Below are 2013 nucleotides of genomic sequence, written 5' to 3' on the forward strand. Positions count from 1 at the left end.
TCATAGTACCCCTTCTATCTATATTTTAGTAAATTCTATAGTATTCCGAATTATTTGTCGAGTTAATTACAAAAAACAGTATCATCTTTTTTATTAACATTCTAAAACAGCCAACAGAGTATACTCTGTTGGCTTTGTTAGTTATCTATGATATAATAGGTTTATAAGTAGACAATAGAGTTGCGCAAGGAGATTTATGGATTTAAAAGAAGTTGTACTTAAAAATATTTGCTATACGGATTTAGTTTATCAAAGGATAAATAAAAAATTAGGTATAAGTTTATCTAAAACTGATATAGAAAGTCTTATTTATCGAACTATATTGGACAATTATGTTACCATATCTAAGATTGGTAAAAATTTTTATATTAAAAATCCCAATAATCATATTCAAGTTACCGTTAATTCTAATACTTATCGAGTAATAACAGTTGATAAAATTAAAGGTATTAATTATGACTAAAATAGGATATGCACGTGTCTCAAGTAAAGAACAAAACCTTGATAGACAATTACAAGCACTAGAGGGCGTTTCTAAGGTCTTTTCAGACAAAGTAAGTGGTGCTACTACCGAACGACCGCAATTACAGGCAATGCTTGACTATATTCGTGAGGGCGATATTGTGGTGGTTGCTGAGTTGGATCGTCTAGGACGTAATAATAAAGATTTAACTCAAATTATGAATATAATCCAACAAAAAGGTGCTACCTTAGAAGTACAAAATTTACCGTCTATGAACGGCATTGAAGATGACAACCTAAGACGACTCATCAACAATCTTGTTATCGAGCTTTATAAGTATCAGGCTGAGTCTGAACGAAACAGAATTAAAGAACGGCAAGCGCAGGGAATTGTACTTGCCAAAGAAAATGGAAAATTTAAGGGTGGTAAACCAAAGTTTAGCGAAAATGACCCTCGACTACAACTTGCATTTAAACTCTATCTTGATGGATCGACTGAAAAAGATGTTGAAAGACAGACTGGTATCAATCGCAGGACTTTTCAAAGGTACCGAAACAAATTTAATATTCATAGAAATTAAAAAGCACTTGTCTTCGAGTGCTTTTTATTCAATTAACATTTTACTTTTGAACTTTAATTCCTCTACCTATACTTTATTTTAGTTCTATATTAAGGGCACCGATTTTTTGCTGATCTTCATCAATAGGTAATAGTAAAGGTATTTCTCGCATTTTTTCCATTGTCAATGCTTTTTGATTTGAAACTGCAGCACTATTAAGAAGCCTCTTTTTTCCAGTTCCTCCATTGAAATATGATAATAAATAATCTGAGTCAAACTTCATATTACTAATTCGGATTAAATTGCCATCCTTATAGTAAAAACGTCTATCGTCAACTTTCCAAATGTTTCCAAGTGTCCCCACTGCAGTAACCAGTAAATCACCTTCACATGGAATATCGTAATTTTCTATAATTTCTCGGTATTTTTCTTCTGAGATAAATAGTTCCTGGTCACTAGTAATACCACCCGTACTTATCTCGCTACCTCTATAAAAAGGAACTCCACTTCTTACATAATCGCTCAAATGAATTCGCTTACTGGAACTTAGAGTGGCTACTTCTCCCAACTTACTCTGTTCCCACTTTCTATGAGTTAAAATTATCTGAATTTTTGTGAAAATAATTTCAATAAAAATAATAAAGTGGTAAAATCTAAATATGAGAGAGTATAAATAAATACAAAGAGGAGTTAAAAATATGCATCAGATAAAGTGTCCCCATTGTGGCAAAGAATTCACTATTGATGAAGCTAGTTATGCAGATATCCTAAATCAAGTTCGCACTAAAGAATTGATGTCTACTTTTATAGTATAGCTCCAACTGGACTAATGTCAAATATTTAGACACAAAATGAGCTATATTTTTGGAAAGGTTATAATAAACTAGACACAAAGTTAAGAGAAATCGTGGAAAGGTTTATTATGGCAAGAAGAAAATTCGATAAACAATTTAAAAACTCTGCAGTAAAACTCATTCTTGGAGAGGGTTAC

At 31.8% G+C, this 2013-nt stretch carries 3 protein-coding genes; 2 read left to right on the top strand and 1 reads right to left on the bottom strand.

From position 1 onward, the window contains the following. Positions 1–196: 196 nt before the first annotated feature. Together HZR21_RS11445 and HZR21_RS11450 are read left to right on the top strand one after the other, a co-directional pair. Complete coding sequence (locus HZR21_RS11445) at positions 197–463, top strand: DUF3781 domain-containing protein (RefSeq protein ID WP_040526183.1); 267 nt, start codon at positions 197–199, stop codon at positions 461–463. Further along, positions 456–1043: a recombinase family protein gene (locus tag HZR21_RS11450; protein ID WP_167841608.1), complete on the top strand. Its 588-nt coding sequence runs from the start codon at positions 456–458 to the stop codon at positions 1041–1043. The genes HZR21_RS11445 and HZR21_RS11450 overlap by 8 nt, the downstream gene beginning before the upstream one ends. Positions 1044–1116: 73 nt before the next feature. Here HZR21_RS11450 and HZR21_RS11455 read toward each other — a convergent pair whose 3' ends face one another. Then, a complete protein-coding gene (locus HZR21_RS11455) occupies positions 1117–1722 on the bottom strand; it encodes a restriction endonuclease subunit S (protein ID WP_343037654.1) in 606 nt (201 codons plus the stop codon). Between the last annotated feature and the right edge of the window lie 291 nt (positions 1723–2013).

The organism is Pseudolactococcus laudensis (assembly GCF_013449735.1).
GTDB lineage: Bacteria > Bacillota > Bacilli > Lactobacillales > Streptococcaceae > Pseudolactococcus > Pseudolactococcus laudensis.

Bases quoted from the DNA above. Each gene is read 5' to 3' on its own strand.
- HZR21_RS11445 (WP_040526183.1), top strand. From the start codon at position 197: ATGGATTTAAAAGAAGTTGTACTTAAAAATATTTGCTATACGGATTTA.
- HZR21_RS11450 (WP_167841608.1), top strand. From the start codon at position 456: ATGACTAAAATAGGATATGCACGTGTCTCAAGTAAAGAACAAAACCTT.